The organism is Burkholderia sp. AU27893 (assembly GCF_002223205.1).
Taxonomy (GTDB): Bacteria; Pseudomonadota; Gammaproteobacteria; order Burkholderiales; family Burkholderiaceae; genus Burkholderia.
On record NZ_NKFD01000001.1, the window covers coordinates 1,160,825 to 1,175,063 of the forward strand.

The 14,239-nt window shown below is 63.3% G+C and carries 14 protein-coding genes and 1 pseudogene; 6 read left to right on the forward strand and 9 right to left on the reverse strand.

Translation table 11 applies throughout. From position 1 onward, the window contains the following. Positions 1–22: 22 nt before the first annotated feature. Together rsgA and CFB47_RS05470 are read right to left on the reverse strand one after the other, a co-directional pair. Entirely contained in the window at positions 23–964 is a 942-nt protein-coding gene (gene rsgA, locus CFB47_RS05465) for a ribosome small subunit-dependent GTPase A (RefSeq protein ID WP_069247449.1), read from the reverse strand. Further along, positions 961–2,220 carry a M48 family metallopeptidase gene (locus CFB47_RS05470; protein WP_089460594.1) on the reverse strand — a complete coding sequence of 420 codons (1,260 nt, stop codon included), beginning with the start codon at positions 2,218–2,220 and terminating at the stop codon, positions 961–963. The genes rsgA and CFB47_RS05470 overlap by 4 nt, the downstream gene beginning before the upstream one ends. A 117-nt stretch (positions 2,221–2,337) precedes the next feature. Between CFB47_RS05470 and orn the strand changes: the two genes are divergently transcribed. Further along, a complete protein-coding gene (orn, locus tag CFB47_RS05475; RefSeq protein ID WP_089455820.1) occupies positions 2,338–2,958 on the forward strand; it encodes an oligoribonuclease in 621 nt (206 codons plus the stop codon). Between the two features lie 16 nt (positions 2,959–2,974). On the opposite strand, the gene mog is transcribed toward orn, so the two are convergent. Together mog and yjgA are read right to left on the reverse strand one after the other, a co-directional pair. After that, entirely contained in the window at positions 2,975–3,595 is a 621-nt protein-coding gene (gene mog, locus CFB47_RS05480; RefSeq protein WP_089461356.1) for a molybdopterin adenylyltransferase, read from the reverse strand. Beyond that, a complete protein-coding gene (gene yjgA, locus CFB47_RS05485; RefSeq protein ID WP_272482667.1) occupies positions 3,576–4,181 on the reverse strand; it encodes a ribosome biogenesis factor YjgA in 606 nt (201 codons plus the stop codon). The genes mog and yjgA overlap by 20 nt, the downstream gene beginning before the upstream one ends. A 127-nt stretch (positions 4,182–4,308) precedes the next feature. On the opposite strand from yjgA, the gene pmbA reads away from it, so the two are divergent. Further along, a complete protein-coding gene (pmbA, locus tag CFB47_RS05490; RefSeq protein ID WP_089460595.1) occupies positions 4,309–5,679 on the forward strand; it encodes a metalloprotease PmbA in 1,371 nt (456 codons plus the stop codon). 83 nt (positions 5,680–5,762) lie between these two features. Here the strand turns inward: pmbA and CFB47_RS05495 are convergent, their stop codons facing one another. The 3 genes from CFB47_RS05495 to CFB47_RS41645 all read right to left on the reverse strand — a co-directional run bounded on the left by CFB47_RS05495 (position 5,763) and on the right by CFB47_RS41645 (position 7,486). Beyond that, positions 5,763–6,263, reverse strand: coding sequence for a dihydrofolate reductase (locus CFB47_RS05495; protein ID WP_069247452.1), 501 nt, complete (start codon positions 6,261–6,263; stop codon positions 5,763–5,765). Positions 6,264–6,522: 259 nt separating this feature from the next. Beyond that, the gene (locus CFB47_RS05500) at positions 6,523–6,849 is read right to left on the reverse strand and encodes a hypothetical protein (protein WP_089460596.1); all 327 of its coding nucleotides are present in this window, start codon (positions 6,847–6,849) and stop codon (positions 6,523–6,525) included. A gap of 283 nt (positions 6,850–7,132) precedes the next feature. After that, entirely contained in the window at positions 7,133–7,486 is a 354-nt protein-coding gene (locus tag CFB47_RS41645; RefSeq protein WP_256946691.1) for a hypothetical protein, read from the reverse strand. Between CFB47_RS41645 and CFB47_RS05510 the strand changes: the two genes are divergently transcribed. Together CFB47_RS05510 and CFB47_RS05515 are read left to right on the forward strand one after the other, a co-directional pair. Beyond that, positions 7,373–8,749, forward strand: a complete 1,377-nt coding sequence (locus tag CFB47_RS05510; RefSeq protein ID WP_256946685.1) for a sigma-54 dependent transcriptional regulator — start codon at positions 7,373–7,375, stop codon at positions 8,747–8,749. The genes CFB47_RS41645 and CFB47_RS05510 overlap by 114 nt on opposite strands. A gap of 41 nt (positions 8,750–8,790) precedes the next feature. Next, positions 8,791–9,561: pseudogene (locus CFB47_RS05515) on the forward strand (thymidylate synthase); the annotation flags it as partial. Positions 9,562–10,086: 525 nt separating this feature from the next. Here the strand turns inward: CFB47_RS05515 and CFB47_RS05520 are convergent. After that, the gene (locus CFB47_RS05520; protein WP_089460597.1) at positions 10,087–10,401 is read right to left on the reverse strand and encodes a helix-turn-helix domain-containing protein; all 315 of its coding nucleotides are present in this window, start codon (positions 10,399–10,401) and stop codon (positions 10,087–10,089) included. A gap of 859 nt (positions 10,402–11,260) precedes the next feature. Here CFB47_RS05520 and CFB47_RS41650 point away from each other — a divergent pair. Beyond that, the gene (locus CFB47_RS41650) at positions 11,261–11,701 is read left to right on the forward strand and encodes a DUF6088 family protein (RefSeq protein ID WP_089461357.1); all 441 of its coding nucleotides are present in this window, start codon (positions 11,261–11,263) and stop codon (positions 11,699–11,701) included. 465 nt (positions 11,702–12,166) lie between these two features. After that, the gene (locus tag CFB47_RS05530; RefSeq protein ID WP_089460598.1) at positions 12,167–12,739 is read left to right on the forward strand and encodes an HAD domain-containing protein; all 573 of its coding nucleotides are present in this window, start codon (positions 12,167–12,169) and stop codon (positions 12,737–12,739) included. 963 nt (positions 12,740–13,702) lie between these two features. Here CFB47_RS05530 and CFB47_RS40190 read toward each other — a convergent pair. Next, entirely contained in the window at positions 13,703–14,164 is a 462-nt protein-coding gene (locus tag CFB47_RS40190; RefSeq protein ID WP_124475518.1) for a hypothetical protein, read from the reverse strand. Positions 14,165–14,239 lie beyond the last annotated feature (75 nt).

Sequence of the window (14,239 nt, forward strand, 5' to 3'; positions counted from 1 at the left end):
CCGCCGCGCGCGTGCCGCGCGGTCAGCGGACGATCTGGCTCGCCTCGTGCACGAGCTGCGCATACAGCGCATGCCGCGACGGGGCGATGCGGCCGTCGGCGACAGCGTCGAGAATCGCGCAGCCGGGTTCGTGCAGATGATGGCAATTATAGAAACGGCAGTCGGCCAGCAGCGGCCGGAACTCCGGAAAGGCGCGCTCGAGACGGCCTTCCGTCAGGTGGTAGAGGCCGAATTCCTGGAAGCCGGGCGAATCGATCAGCGCGCCGCCGCCGGCCAATGGGTACAGGCGCGTGAACGTCGTCGTGTGACGCCCGCTGTTGAGCGCGGCCGAAATCTCGCGCGTGGCGGCTTCGGCATCGGGAACGAGCAGGTTCACGAGCGTCGACTTGCCCATCCCGGACTGGCCGAGCAGGATCGTCGAATGCCCGGCGAGGTGCGGCATCAGTTGCGCGCGCGCGTCGTCGGGCGAACCCTTCACCGACAGCTCGAGCACGTCGTAGCCAAGGGCGCGGTAGGGCGCGAGGCGCTCGCGCGCGACCGGCAGCGCGGCTTCGACGTCGATCTTGTTCAGCACGACGAGCGGCTTCAGCTCGTTCGCCTCGGCGGCGATCAGCGCGCGGCCGAGCAGGTCCTCGCTGAAGTAGGGCTCGGTCGCGAGCACGATCAGCAATTGATCGAGGTTGGCCGCGAACAGCTTCGACTTGAACTGGTCGGAGCGGTACAGCAGGTTGCGCCGTTCGCCGATCTCGACGATGACGCCCTGGTCGGCCGACGCAAGTTCGTACGCGACACGGTCGCCGACCGCGATCTCGCTCTTCTTGCCGCGCGGGAAGCACTGCAGCATCGGGCCGCCGTCGTCGGGCGCGACGATGTAGTGGCGCCCGTGTGCCGCGATCACGCGGCCTTCGGCACGTTGCGCGCCCGACGCGCGCGGGGCCGGCTTGCGGGAGGTCGGCCGGCTCATGCGTGCTGCATCAGGCGGTCGATCCGCTGCGATGCAGGCGGATGCGAGTAGTAGAAGGCCGTGTAGACGGGGTCGGGCGTCAGCGTCGACGCGTTGTCCTCATAGAGCTTCACGAGCGCGCTGACGAGATCCTGCGCGTCGGTCTGGCTGGCCGCGAATGCGTCGGCCTCGAATTCGTGCTTGCGCGACGTGAGGCTGCCGAACGGCGTCGCGAAGAACAGGAACACGGGAATCGCGAGGAAGAACAGTACGAGCGCGGCGCCCGCGTTGCTCGTGTCGAGCGACGGCGTGACGCCGAGCCCCGTGTAGAACCACGTGCGTTGCGCCAGCCAGCCGAGCAGCGCAAGCAGCACGAGGCTCAGCACGAACGACACGAGCATCCGCTTCATCACGTGGCGGCGCTTGAAGTGGCCGAGTTCGTGCGCGAGCACGGCTTCGATTTCCTGGCCGGACAGGCGCGCGAGCAGCGTGTCGAAGAACACGATCCGCTTCGACGCGCCGAAGCCCGTGAAGTACGCGTTGCCGTGCGCGGAGCGGCGGCTGCCGTCCATCACGAACAGCCCCTTCGCCGCAAAGCCGCAGCGCTTCATCAGCGACTCGATGCGCGCGCGCAGCGCGTCGTCCTTCAGCGGTTCGAACTTGTTGAAGATCGGTGCGATGAAAGTCGGGTAGATCAGCAGCACGAGCATCTGGAACGCGACCCAGACGATCCAGGTCCACAGCCACCACAGGCTCCCGGCCTGGTTCATCAGCCACAGCACGACGAACAGCAGCGGCAGGCCGAGCGCGCCGCCGAGCAGCGAGTTTTTCAGCATGTCGGTGAAGAACAGCCGCTTCGTCATCCGGTTGAAGCCGAAACGCTGTTCGATCCCGAACTGGCGGTAATACTCGAACGGGACGTCGATGACGCTCGTGATCACGAGTACTGCCGCGACGAGCGCGACCTGCTGCCCGTAGCCGCGGCCGAGCCAGCCGGTGAGCAGCGTGTCGAGTGCGCCGACGCCGCCGAGCAGCGTCAGGCCGACCAGCACGGCCGCGCTGACGACGATTTCGAGCATCGTCAACCGGGTGCGCTCGACCGTATAGTCGGCCGCGCGCTGGTGGGCCGTCAGCGGGATGGTTGCGCTGAACTGCGCGGGGACGCTGTTGCGGTGCGCCGCGACGAAGCGGATCTGCCGCGACGCGAGCCACAGCTTGGTGACGACCATCGCGAGCACGGCGAGCGCGAACAGCAGGGTGAACGAAAAGGGTGACATCGAAGGCGCCAAAGGGTTCTATGCGAGAATTATATGTTCTTGCGGACCGGCCCCGCTGATGCGATGCCGGCCGCCCGGGCGGCGCCGCGCGCCGTCCGCCATTTTCCAGGATGACTCATGACCGATACCGCCGCTTCCGCCAGCCAGCCCGCGCTCGTGCGCAACGAGTTGAACCTCGTCTGGCTCGACATGGAGATGACGGGCCTCGACCCGGATAACGACCGCATCATCGAGATCGCGGTCGTCGTGACCAATTCCACGCTCGACATCGCCGTCGAAGGCCCCGTGTTCGCGATCCACCAGAGCGACGAAACGCTCGCGAAGATGGACGACTGGAACAAGTCGACGCACGGCCGCTCGGGCCTGATCGACCGCGTGCGCGCGTCGACCGTGACCGAGGCGGAAGCCGCCGGGCAATTGCAGGCCTTCCTCGCGCAGTACGTGTCGCCCGGCAAATCGCCGATGTGCGGCAACTCGATCTGCCAGGACCGCCGCTTCATGGCGCGCTGGATGCCCGAATTCGAGCGGTTCTTCCACTACCGCAACCTCGACGTCAGCACGCTCAAGGAGTTGTGCCGCCGCTGGCAGCCCGCGATCTACAAGGGCTTCCAGAAGCGGGCGATGCACACGGCGCTCGCGGACATCCACGAGTCGATCGACGAGCTGAAGTACTACCGCGAGCATTTCCTGATTCCGGCCGCGTCCGCTTCGGCAGGCGAGTCCGCGCCGGCCGCCTGAGCGGGCCGGCACGCGCCTAGCGCGGTGCGCGCTGAGCGCTTTTCGGCCGGAACGCCGCGACCACCGCGGCGTCGGTCTCGATGTACGGGCCGCCGATCAGGTCGATGCAGTAGGGCACCGCGGCGAAGATGCCGGGCACGGTCGACTTGCCGTCGGCGTCGCGGAGCCCTTCGAGCGTTTCCCGGATCGACTTCGGCTGGCCGGGCAGGTTGACGATCAGCGCCGCATGGTCGGCCGTCTCGCGGATCACCGCGACCTGCCGCGACAGGATCGCGGTCGGCACGAAATTCAGGCTGATCTGCCGCATCTGTTCGCCGAATCCCGGCATTTCCTTCGTCGCCACGGCCAGCGTGGCCTCGGGCGTCACGTCGCGGCGCGCCGGGCCCGTGCCGCCCGTCGTCAGCACGAGGTCGCACCCCGCGACATCGACGAGTTCGGCGAGCGTGGCGGAGATCGTCGGCGCGTCGTCCTGGATCAGGCGCGTTTCGGCGCGCCACGGCGACACCAGCGCGCCGGCGAGCCACTCCTGCAGCGCCGGAATGCCCTTGTCTTCGTAGACCCCCTTGCTTGCGCGGTCGCTGATCGACACGAGGCCGACGACGAGCTCGTCCGGGTGGTTACGCTTCGTCGTCGTCATGGTCGTCTCCGGCGTCGTCCGCCGCTTCGTCGTCCGCATGGGACGTGCCGCCGGCGGTCTTGATCCACTGGAACAGCTCGCGGAAATAGCGCGGCGGCTTGCCTTGCTGCGCTTCCTTGCGTGCGTTGCGAATCAGCGTGCGGCCTTCCTGGATGTCGGCTTCCGGGTGCTGGCGCAGGAATTCGGTCAGCGCGTCGTCGCTCGCGAGCAACTGTTCGCGGGTGCGTTCGATCCAGTGCAGGCGGGCCGTCGCGGCCTTGTTCACGCCGCGCTGCGCGTCGAGCGCGGTGCGCAGCGCGGCCGTCTCGTCGTCGGTCAGCGAGCGCATCACGCGGCCGACGTACTGGAGCTGGCGGCGCTTGCCTTCGTGATCGGTGATCCGGCGCGCCTCGCGCACGGCGTCGCCGAGGCTTTCGGGCATCGGCATGCGTTTCAGCGCGTCTTTCGGCAGATCGACGAGTGCCTGGCCGAGCACCTGCAGCTCGTGCATCTCGCGCTTCAACTGGGATTTGCTGGGGCGATCGTAGCCATTGTCGTCGTCTTCGGCGGCATGCTCGATCGGCTGGATTCGGGTTTTGCGTGTCATGGACGGCATTGTATCGCGCCGCGGACACCCCAAGCTTGTCGGTGTCCGGCCCCGGACCTTGCTATGATCGCAGGATACGCAACATTTTGAACATGCGGGCGCCCGCCCGCCACCGGATATCAAGACGATGGCAGCCAATCTCGACGTACAAGCGCGCTATTTCCCGCACACGCAGGACCAGCTCAAGGAAATCGCCTCGGACATCCTTCGCCATGCGAAGGCGCTCGGCGCGACCGACGCCGCGACCGAAATCTCCGAGGGCGACGGCCTGTCGGTGTCGGTGCGCCGCGGCGAAGTCGAAACGATCGAGCACAACCGCGACAAGATGGTCGGCGTGACCGTGTTCATCGGCAAGAAGCGCGGCAACGCGAGCACGTCGGATTTTTCGCCGGGCGCGATCAAGGATACCGTCGCCGCCGCGTACAACATCGCGCGCTTCACGGCCGAGGACGAGGCGGCCGGCCTGGCCGAAGCCGAGCTTCTCGAAACTGACCCGCGTGACCTCGACCTCTACCACCCGTGGGCGCTGTCGGCCGACGAGGCCGTCGAGCTCGCCCGCCGCGCGGAAGACGCCGCATTCGCGGTCAGCCCGCAGATCCGCAACTCGGAAGGCGCGAGCGTGTCGGCCCAGCATTCGCAGTTCGTGCTGGCCACGTCGCGCGGCTTCCTGTCCGGCTACCCATACTCGCGTCATTACATCGCATGCGCGCCGATCGCGGGCAGCGGCCGCCACATGCAGCGCGACGACTGGTATACGTCGAAACGCAGCGCGATCGATCTCGCGGCACCCGAAGCGGTGGGCCGTTACGCGGCCGAGCGTGCGCTCGCTCGGATGGGCGCACGCCGCCTCGATACCCGCAAGGTGCCCGTGCTGTTCGAGGCGCCGCTCGCGGCCGGCCTGCTCGGCGCGTTCGTGCAGGCGGTGAGCGGCGGTGCGTTGTACCGCAAGACGTCGTTCCTCGTCGACAGCCTCGGCAAGCCGGTGTTCGCGCCGCACATCCAGGTCGTCGAGGATCCGCACGTGCCGCGCGCGATGGGCAGCGCGCCGTTCGACGAGGAAGGCGTGCGCACGCGTGCGCGCAGCGTCGTCAAGGACGGCGTCGTCGAAGGCTACTTCCTGTCGACCTATTCGGCGCGCAAGCTCGGCACGCAGACCACCGGCAACGCAGGCGGCTCGCACAACCTTGCGCTGCGCAGCTCGAACACGCAGGCGGGCGACGATTTCGACGCGATGCTGAAGAAGCTCGGCACGGGCCTGTTGCTGACCGAGCTGATGGGGCAGGGCGTGAACTACGTGACGGGCGACTATTCGCGCGGTGCGGCGGGCTTCTGGGTCGAGAACGGCGTGATCCAGTATCCGGTCGAGGAAATTACCGTCGCGAGCACGCTGCAGGAAATGTTCCGGCATATCGTCGCGATCGGTGCCGATTCGATCGTGCGCGGCACGAAGGAAACGGGCTCGGTGCTGATCGAGCAGATGACGATCGCCGGGCAGTAAGCGGCGCACGGCATCGGCCGCCATCGAACGAAAAAGCCCGACCGGCGTGAACCGGTCGGGCTTTTTTCATGGTGCGTGACGCGTCAGCCGCGCTTGCGCTCGTAGACGACGAACGCATAGCCGAACGTATTCGGCGCGGCCGCCTGGTGCGCATCGCGCGACACTTCCTGCCACTGCGCGGCGTCGGGCGCCGGGAACGAGGCGTCACCGTCGAAGTCGGCATCGATCTCGGTGACGACCAGCTTGTCGGCGAGTGCGAGCCCTTCGGTGTAGAGTTGCGCGCCGCCGATCAGGAACGCCTCGGGCACGCCGTCGCGTGCGGCGAGCGCCAGCGCATCGGCGAGCGACGTGACCGTGTCGCAGCCGTCGAAGCGGCGCGTCGCGTCGCGCGTGACCACGATATTGCGGCGGCCCGGCAGCGGCCGGCCGATCGACTCGTGGGTCTTGCGGCCCATCACGATCGGCGCACCCATCGTCGTGCGCTTGAAGAACGCGAGATCCTCGGGAAGTTTCCAGGGTAACTGGTTGTCGCGGCCGATGATGCCGTTGCGGGCACGCGCGACGATCAGGGTCAACGTCGTCATGAAGGTCGGGGAAAGGAAAACCGGAATGGCGCCGATTCTACCGGAACGGCGGCACGCGCCGGTTCCGGGTACGCGCATCCGCCTTTCCGCACTGCGCGCCGCGACGCTCGAGGCAAGGCGTCGCGGCGACGGAATGAATAAAAAGAGTGCCCGCCGGGGGACGGAGCACAAGAACCGTTTCGTGTTGCAAGCGTGACGATGCCGACGTCGTCGCGCTCAAATCAATACGTCATCCTGATCAAATGAATCGGCTCGTGCATCACTGATGGGTACTGCCTTGCGTGGTGCCTTCCATCGCGTGCTGCAAATCGCCCTGCTGCGGTGCCGGACGTGGCGTCGGCAATTGAGGCGGTGGCGGGATCTCGTCCCACAGGGTCACCGACGTCCGGCCGGCCGGCAGCGGTTGCGGTGACGACACCGTCACGATGCCGAACCCGTTGCCGTGCTGCATGCTCGGTGCGTTTTCCGCAAGCAGCATGACGCGAGCCGGATTCGTGCCTTCGTCTGCGCGTACGGGGGTGGGCGGGCCGGCGGCCGCGACTGCAATGGCCATCGGCACGAAAGAAAGTAAAGGATGTTTTCGCATGGTCGCTGTCTCCGACGGTTTTCATGTTCAGCGAAATGCATGCCATCGCGCCGGGACCGTTGTCGAGACTGCGATTCGTGCTCAAGCGTTGCGAATTGTCTCGAAAAACCGCTGAAAATGTTTCAGGCGTGAAACGAGGGGGCTCGGGAATACTGCTGATTCAATCGATACGCTTCAAGGATGAAAATCGTCGCAAGTGTTGATGACGGAGAGTATCGCTGCGCCGGGGCTATGTGCAGACGATTGACATGCATCGACCTCCTGAGCGATACGGCCGCATCGCTCACCGCGCTGAAATCGGATTGTCGTATTCAGTGCCTATAACTAAGCTGTCTTGATCAAAATAACTGGACGCGAGATAAGCGCCATCATGCGAGGCTTTGTCGTCGCCACGCATCGGCATGGCGAATCGAGCCGCCTTCGGCTGACCCGATTCGATCCTTTTGGCACGTGACCTGACGTGCACGGCAATCGTTAGACGGTTGATGAACGGGGTGAGCATATGGGCGCCGATCTGCGGCACGTGATCTACTATTCGCGCGAACCGAACGACGCGTTGCGCGGCCATTTCGACGAATGCGGTTGGCGTGTCGATCTCGCGGAGACCGTGCGAGACGTTCGACGTGTCGTGCAGCATGGTGTCGCAACGGCCGGGCTGCTCGATTTTTCGCCGGGCTTCAAGCCTTCCGACCTGCGTGAACTCGAATCCTGTCTGAGCATTCAGCACATCGGCTGGATCGCGGCGACGCGCCGCGGCCAGTTGCAGGACGCTACGCTGCGCCATCTCATTCGCGACTACTGTTTCGACTACGTGACGATGCCATACGAGACCGCGCGGATCGTCGAGACCGTCGGCCATGCACACGGGATGATCGCGCTGACCGAAACCGTTGCGCCGCCCGTCGGCGCCGGACGCAGCGAAGGCGAAATGGTCGGGACCTGCGATGCGATGCTCGGGCTCTTCAGGACGATACGCCGCGTCGCGGCGACCGACGCGCCGGTGTTCATCTCCGGCGAATCGGGTACGGGCAAGGAACTGACGGCGGTCGCGATTCATGAACGTTCGTCGCGCGCGCAGGCGCCTTTCATCGCGATCAATTGCGGTGCGATTCCGTCGACGCTGCTGCAGGCCGAACTGTTCGGCTACGAGCGCGGCGCGTTCACCGGCGCGAACCAGCGCAAGATCGGCCGTGTCGAGGCTGCCAACGGCGGCACGCTGTTTCTCGACGAAATCGGCGACTTGCCGCTCGAAAGCCAGGCGAGCCTGCTGCGCTTCCTGCAGGAAGGCAAGATCGAGCGGTTGGGTGCCCATGTGTCGGTGCCCGTCGACGTGCGCGTGATCTGCGCGACGCACGTGGACATGGAAGCGGCGCTGCGCGAAGGGCGGTTCCGCGAGGACCTGTTCCATCGCCTGTGCGTGCTGAAGATCGAGGAGCCGCCGCTGCGCGCGCGCGGCAAGGACATCGAGGTGCTCGCGCGCCACATGCTCGAGCGTTTCAAGGGCGACGCGCATCGTCGCCTGCGCGGCTTTTCCCCCGATGCGGTCGCGTCGCTGTACGGCTATTCGTGGCCGGGTAACGTGCGCGAACTGATCAATCGCGTGCGCCGCGCGATCGTCATGTCGGAAGGCCGGATGATCACCGCGGCCGATCTCGAGCTGAACGAGTTCGCGACGCTCGCGCCCGTGTCGCTGCTGGAGGCGCGCGAGGCGGCCGAACGGCAGGCGATCGAGCAGGCGCTGTTGCGCCATCGCGGCCGTTTCGCGGATGCCGCACGCGAACTCGGCGTGTCGCGCGTCACGCTCTACCGGCTGATGTGCGCACACGGCATGCGCGATCGCGGCGACACGCTGGCAGGGTTTTCGGCGCCGTTGCCGGAGCTTCCTCACCACGCTTGCTAAAATTGGCGGGTACGGCCGCCCTCGCGGCCGAAGGAACCCGCATGAAACAGTATCTCGATCTCGTTCGTACCATTCTCGATACCGGCACCTGGCAGGAGAACCGCACGGGGATCCGCACCATCAGCATGCCGGGCGCGATGCTGCGCTTCGACCTGCAGCAAGGCTTCCCGGCCGTGACGACCAAGAAGCTGGCCTTCAAGTCCGCGATCGGCGAACTGGTCGGCTTCCTGCGCGCGACGCGCAGCGCGGCCGATTTCCGTGCGCTCGGCTGCAAGGTGTGGGATGCGAACGCGAACGAGAACGCGCAATGGCTCGCGAACCCGTATCGCCAGGGCGTCGACGATCTCGGTGACGTGTACGGCGTGCAATGGCGCCAGTGGCCGGGCTACAAGGTGCTCGACGCGGGCGCCGACGCGCAGATCGCCGATGCGACGCGCCGCGGCTTCCGGATCGTCACGCGTTTCGACGAAGACGGCGCGCCGAAGGTGCTGCTGTACAAGGCGATCGACCAGTTGCGCCAGTGTCTGGATACGATCATGGAGAATCCGTCCGACCGCCGCATCCTGTTTCACGCGTGGAATCCGGCCGTGCTCGACCAGATCGCGCTACCCGCGTGCCACCTGCTGTACCAGTTCCTGCCGAATGCGACGAAGCGCGAAATCTCGCTGTGCCTGTACATCCGCAGCAACGACGTCGGCCTCGGTACGCCGTTCAACCTGACGGAAGGGGCGGCGTTGCTGGAACTCGTCGGCCGGCTGACGGGCTACACGCCGCGCTGGTTCACGTACTTCATCGGCGACGCGCACATCTTTACGGAACCTAAAAAAGTACCAACCTACCACTGACATTGGGTTACAGCCCAATTCCTCTCGGTACTTTCTCAAAAAGTACCAGCCTACTGGGTCAGCGGTCCGGTCTGTCCATTACTCTGTCCCCAGATATTTGCTCGTTGGGATTGACCCAAAAGTCAGCTCTCAGCATGAGCGCCCAGCTTACCTTCGGTCGGTAGACCCCTTGGACGAGTGACGCGCAGCATAGTCGGCACCGAAGCCCGATGCGCCACGCTGACGCTTAAGCGTCTATCTAAAATTTAAGCTCAGTCGCTAGATGTGGGATGCCAGATACCACCACTCTTGAGGTTTATCGTTACGTCGACGCCAGCGACTTGGCAGACGTTCTGGGTATTTCCTTGCGCGCGGTTGTTTTTCGAGCACGTCACCACCCTTGGCTGCTTCCGCCGCGTGCTCCGCTGTACGACCGAGAGCTCTTGCGCTGGCGCGCCGATGTCGTTGACAGTTGGATGACCGGCACTCGGTTTTAGATGTTTCCCCGTGGTCTTAGGGGGCGCCTCTGACATCAGTTCTTTTCTTTCGGCCGACCTTGATAGGTACCGGTTGCTCAGTAGGTTCTACAAGCAAGAGCGATTCTTGGACTCCGAGCGCATTGGCGAGCGAGACCAAATTGTCCAAAGTTACGTTCGCCGACCCTCGTTCAATCTGGCCTAGATGATTCCGGTGCAATCCCACGCGGTCCGCGAGCACCTCTTGCGATAGCCCAAGTTTGCCTCGCAGCAGCTTTAGATTTGTAGCAAGCCGCAGCCGCGCGGCCTTCTGCTGGGGTGTTGTGGTGTCTTCCATATGCGACAGGAGCATCGCCTATCGCATGCCGTGAATCCACCCTGTATAAAGTGGCAATTTATAAATTGCCAATCTTTACATTGCATATATTTCGTTTTAGACTTTAGGCGATGGGCGCACATGCCTGAATAGACGACTTGCATGTGGGACGGCTCAACAATTCGCGCTCTGCCTTTGCGAGGCAGGGCAGAGCGCGCTTTTTTGCAGGAATGACGTGCCATCGACGTCGCGCAATCGTTTGAGGATGCTAGGCAGGATGCTGAAGCTGTTAGTGAAGGTCCCGAATGCCAACCGGCGCCTATTCCATTGTGGCGGACAGGCTGGGCTCCGACTCTCTCCACGACGGTGTCGCTCGGTGTCAGCGGCCGCCTCACTTTCGCGGCAGCAAGCTGTGGGCGCTAGCAATGAAAACTCAGTCCCGCGGGTGGTCGCACGAGGCCACAAATGCAGGTGACGGAAATCCTCCCCGACCAGACGAAGATTGATGCGACCCAACGACGTGGCCAGTGCCTCGAATGCATACGTCCTCGCCTTCTTGCGTGCGGGGCACTTCTGCGCGACGCCAGAACGGATTCGCTATCTCTGCACGCGCGCTTTTGCCTTGCGTTCGAGTGCATATATTTTTGCTGCCTTGAGCTAGCAGCCGCTAGTGGGGTGACGCTTGAAACGCTTACACATCCGAGCTTCGACATTCTTGATGCCGCAATTCCGACTCTAGAGGTCTCCGCTCAAGACAGCGTAACAATCGATTTGCTGCTTTTTTGGACGGAGCGCGGGACGCCTTTCTTGCCGGCAGTTTCGGTAACGGAGGTATGCGATGTGGCAGCACGGGTTCTCGACGCTACCTTCCGCCGGTTTGGGCGCACGTGATGATATGGGCCGGAAGGCTACAAGTAAGTCCCTGCTAAAGGACCGAGTGACGCGCTCCATCCGGCGACGGACAGGTGTCGTCGTACTCCGGTCAGAACTCGCGAAGTTGGGAAGTTCATCTCAACTAACGCGAGTGCTGCGCATCTTGGTCGACACTGGGCGCCTTGTGCGCGTAGGGCATGGAATATACGCGAAAACGAGGACGAATCGATTTACAGGCCGTTACGCGCCTGCGGCCCCATTTGAGGCCATAGCTGCCGAGGTTTTCAGAAAGCTCGGCATTGATGTCGGTCCGGGCACCCTCGCCAGAGATTACAACTCTGGCGTCTCCACGCAGATACCGATGGTGGCAGTCGTGACCACTGGCCGACGACGTATTACCAGGCGAATTCAGGTGGGTAGCAAAAGTGTCACATATGAGCGCGTCGGCAAGGGCACGCCATGAGGCGAATCGAGAGCCGAGAGGACTATTGATGTGTGATGCCCCGGGCTTGTCGCAACATAGCTCTCCCGTGCAGACGGACGTCGCGGTGTATCTGGGCGACTGCAGTGGTGATAGCGTGCTCGTGGTGTGCGATGGCACTTGCGTCGAACCGGGCGGGTCGACGTCGCAGCGTGCTCTGCGGGCGCTCGCCCATCCGACACCGCGTGGCCCATACCCGGTGTCGGAGCGCTTCACGATTTTCGTTCACGAGACTTCCTGCCGCGCGGCCGCGGGCGCGCGACTAGTGGCCACCTTTCGAATTGACGTTCTATGCAAAGGAAGTTTCGCTTACGCCAGCGCACGAACGGCTCAATCGGTTGCGCAGCTTCCGCCAACCGCGTATGTGATTGGCGACGACGTGGTCACCACAGCTCGTCGCCTGTTGGAGGCTTGGCCAGTGGTGCTTCAGACAGACGACGATAGGCAATGCTAAAAGAATTTTCCGGGCCGACTTACGAGATACCGCGCCCGCGACACACCGGCGGGCGCCTGCTCTTTCTCGATTACGATGGGGTGCTACATCCGGAGAACGTATTTTTGCTTCACAGGCGCGGTCCAACTTTGCAGAACTCTCCGGGTCACCAACTTTTTGAGCATTGCGAACTTCTTGAAGAACTGCTTGCATCGTACAGTGATGTTCGCATTGTCCTTTCGACATCGTGGGTGCGTCGCTACCGCGGAAGCATCCGCCGCGTGTCTTATAGATTGACGCCGGGCTTGCAGGCAAGAGTGATTGGTGCCACGTACCACTCGAGGATGGACCCAGCCGAGTTTGCGCAGGCACCGAGAGGCATGCAGATATGGGGCGACGTGCTGCGGCGCAAACCCTCGGCGTGGCTCGCACTCGACGACGATTATTTGCATTGGCCCGCATGGTGCCGTGAACAGCTTGTGCGCACCGACCCTATGTTCGGCATCGCCGAGCCGAGCGTGCTTGCGGAGCTGAAAACAAAGCTGGACAAGGCCTTTGGCGGGTACGGGCTCAAAAGTCACGGTTGAGTTGTGGGCCGGTGGGCACGGCTCGGTGCGCCGAGTCATTGCGACGGCAGAGATTGGCCGAATACGTGATGGTGCGTTTCGAGGAACAGTTCCTCAATCCGGGCGGTGACGAAGTCGTCGCGGCGGACTGCCTGCGATGGTCGGCGAGGGTGCGGCACCTTGTTGCACGCTGTCTTGCTGCCGCGCTAAATGACGGTGGGGAGGAACTGCCGCCGCGACCGACGCTCCCGATGCTACCCGTGCATGACAGCGACGGACCTAGTTACGTCAGACTGAGCGGGTACCCGAACCCCCTCAGACTTTTTTCCGTCGGCGCATTGCAAACGGTAGCCGCCCTCACGTAGCGGACGACCCTCAACCAATGGATTGCGCTTACGTTGAAGACTGTAATGACTTCCTGCGCGGGCGGCTGTAGTCGTAGTTCTCAAGACTTCTCAACAAAATTGAGAAACCTACAAGGCGCGCTTGCCCTACCGCGTGAGCCTCGTCGAATAAGGTGTGGCCGGAAGGACATCATTCGCGGCGGTCTCTATGACCGCCGCAGGGCGCATGTGGTTGGCGACCTTCGCGCCTGTCAGCATCGCTCGACATGGCAGACGGAAGGTCCGCTAGCTATCGCACGCGCTGCAACGTCACGCATCCAGAAGGTTTCCGATAAGGCTTTGTATGCTGCGGCCGACCCGAGTGTTAGTCACCTAGGCGACCTCTTGACTGCAATCTACGAAAGTGACTTTTCGACGTGGCCGCCCCAACCGCTAAAGGACCGGCTGCTCCATCCGAGTTCCGACTTGTACAGCCAAAACAAGGTCCGTTTCCTGAGCGACAAGGAGACGGCAGCACTGCAAAACAAGCTTAACCGGCGACAGCTCGCTTGGGTGCAGGTCGAGCATTGCGGGGCCTTACGTTCTCGGGTCAAACGTATTGCGTCTACTGTTGACGAGGAGGGATTCGACGACTTCCCGCTCATCGGGCGGGAAATCCCGAATTGCCCGGGGGAATCAACAAATATACAGGCTTGTAGCCAACGGACCACGGCGATACGTAGCGACCGTCGTCCTCTGTCCGCAGTCGGTGTATGCATTGCATCGCATCGTCCCAGGCGAAGGTCCGGGCGCGTACGGAAACGTATTCTGCGATGTCGTCGACGGACATCGTCGGCACGGGATTGCCATCGGTGTCTATCAAAGCTTGTTCTGGGTTTGATGAGAGGTCAACGAAGAATTCGCTCGCTCGTAAGCCTTCGATATGGAGCCAAAAGACTCGTGGGTCCGAGTGCAACTCCATAACAGATTTCACTGCTGGAAATCCTGCAATAGTCGGAATTCCCAACTGACGTGCAAAACTCGCGAAGCGAAATAATTCCGAATTCACCTTGCCCGCTAGAATAGTGTCAGACGGCGTCACCTTCGGACGTCTCGCGAACATGGCTAGAATTCTGACCGAGAGCCCATTGTGCATCTCGGCGGACGTGCGGTTTCCCTCCCTTGTTTTCCAGTATGA

Excerpts from the sequence above, each read along its gene's own strand:
- CFB47_RS41650 (WP_089461357.1), top strand. The coding sequence starts at position 11,261 with ATGGGCCGGAAGGCTACAAGTAAGTCCCTGCTAAAGGACCGAGTGACG.
- pmbA (WP_089460595.1), top strand. The coding sequence starts at position 4,309 with ATGGCAGCCAATCTCGACGTACAAGCGCGCTATTTCCCGCACACGCAG.
- CFB47_RS05520 (WP_089460597.1), bottom strand. The coding sequence starts at position 10,401 with ATGCTCCTGTCGCATATGGAAGACACCACAACACCCCAGCAGAAGGCC.
- yjgA (WP_272482667.1), bottom strand. The coding sequence starts at position 4,181 with ATGACACGCAAAACCCGAATCCAGCCGATCGAGCATGCCGCCGAAGAC.
- mog (WP_089461356.1), bottom strand. The coding sequence starts at position 3,595 with ATGACGACGACGAAGCGTAACCACCCGGACGAGCTCGTCGTCGGCCTC.
- CFB47_RS05495 (WP_069247452.1), bottom strand. The coding sequence starts at position 6,263 with ATGACGACGTTGACCCTGATCGTCGCGCGTGCCCGCAACGGCATCATC.
- CFB47_RS05470 (WP_089460594.1), bottom strand. The coding sequence starts at position 2,220 with ATGTCACCCTTTTCGTTCACCCTGCTGTTCGCGCTCGCCGTGCTCGCG.
- orn (WP_089455820.1), top strand. The coding sequence starts at position 2,338 with ATGACCGATACCGCCGCTTCCGCCAGCCAGCCCGCGCTCGTGCGCAAC.
- CFB47_RS05530 (WP_089460598.1), top strand. The coding sequence starts at position 12,167 with ATGCTAAAAGAATTTTCCGGGCCGACTTACGAGATACCGCGCCCGCGA.
- CFB47_RS41645 (WP_256946691.1), bottom strand. The coding sequence starts at position 7,486 with ATGCTGCACGACACGTCGAACGTCTCGCACGGTCTCCGCGAGATCGAC.
- CFB47_RS40190 (WP_124475518.1), bottom strand. The coding sequence starts at position 14,164 with ATGTTCGCGAGACGTCCGAAGGTGACGCCGTCTGACACTATTCTAGCG.
- rsgA (WP_069247449.1), bottom strand. The coding sequence starts at position 964 with ATGAGCCGGCCGACCTCCCGCAAGCCGGCCCCGCGCGCGTCGGGCGCG.
- CFB47_RS05500 (WP_089460596.1), bottom strand. The coding sequence starts at position 6,849 with ATGCGAAAACATCCTTTACTTTCTTTCGTGCCGATGGCCATTGCAGTC.